This is a genomic window from Robbsia betulipollinis (assembly GCF_026624755.1).
Taxonomy (GTDB): domain Bacteria; phylum Pseudomonadota; class Gammaproteobacteria; order Burkholderiales; family Burkholderiaceae; genus Robbsia; species Robbsia betulipollinis.
This window is the reverse complement of sequence record NZ_JAPMXC010000043.1, coordinates 1-638: the sequence shown is the minus strand read 5'-3', so window position 1 is coordinate 638 and position 638 is coordinate 1. Positions and strand designations below refer to the sequence as shown.

The 638-nt window shown below is 64.1% G+C and carries 1 protein-coding gene; it reads left to right on the top strand.

Features of this window, described 5'->3' with window-relative positions; genetic code table 11:
• Nucleotides 1-522: IS66 family transposase (locus tag OVY01_RS23015; RefSeq protein WP_267849962.1), on the top strand; the 522-nt coding region annotated here is incomplete at its 5' end.
• Nucleotides 523-638 lie beyond the last annotated feature (116 nt).

Here is a 638-nt window from a genome sequence, read left to right as displayed (position 1 = left end):
CATCCGTCACCGACGGCAGGCGAAGCGGTACGCCGCATCGCGGCGCTCTATGCGATCGAAGCCGGGATACGCGGCCAACCGCCCGACCAGCGCCTGGCGACGCGCGTCGAACAAACGCAACCACTGCTGCGCGATCTGCATGCCTGGATGCAAGGCTTGCTGCCGGCCCTGTCGAGCAAGTCCGCGCTTGCCGGGGCGATCCAGTACGCGTTGAAGCGCTGGGAGGCGTTGAATACGTTCGCTCGCGACGGCCGTGCCGAAATAGACAATAACGCGGTGGAACGCGCCCTACGCGCGGTCGCGCTCGGACGTAAAAACTATCTGTTCGCGGGTTCGGACGCCGGCGGCCACCGGGCAGCGGCGATGTACAGCCTCATCGGCACGGCTAAACTTAACGGCCTCGACCCCGAGGCGTATCTGCGCGAGGTGCTCACGCGCATCGCCGATCATCCGGTCAACCGGATCGATGACCTGCTGCCGTGGACGCTGATGGGTTCAACGCCCGCGTCAACGCGCGTCTAAAAATACGTCCCCGCTTACGAAAATAAGTGGGGACGTAACGGGCGGGCATCCCGCGCTTCATCTAGCCCGAACTCAGCCAACATCCACCAGGCAAGATGCCTTGCCTGGACGCTTAC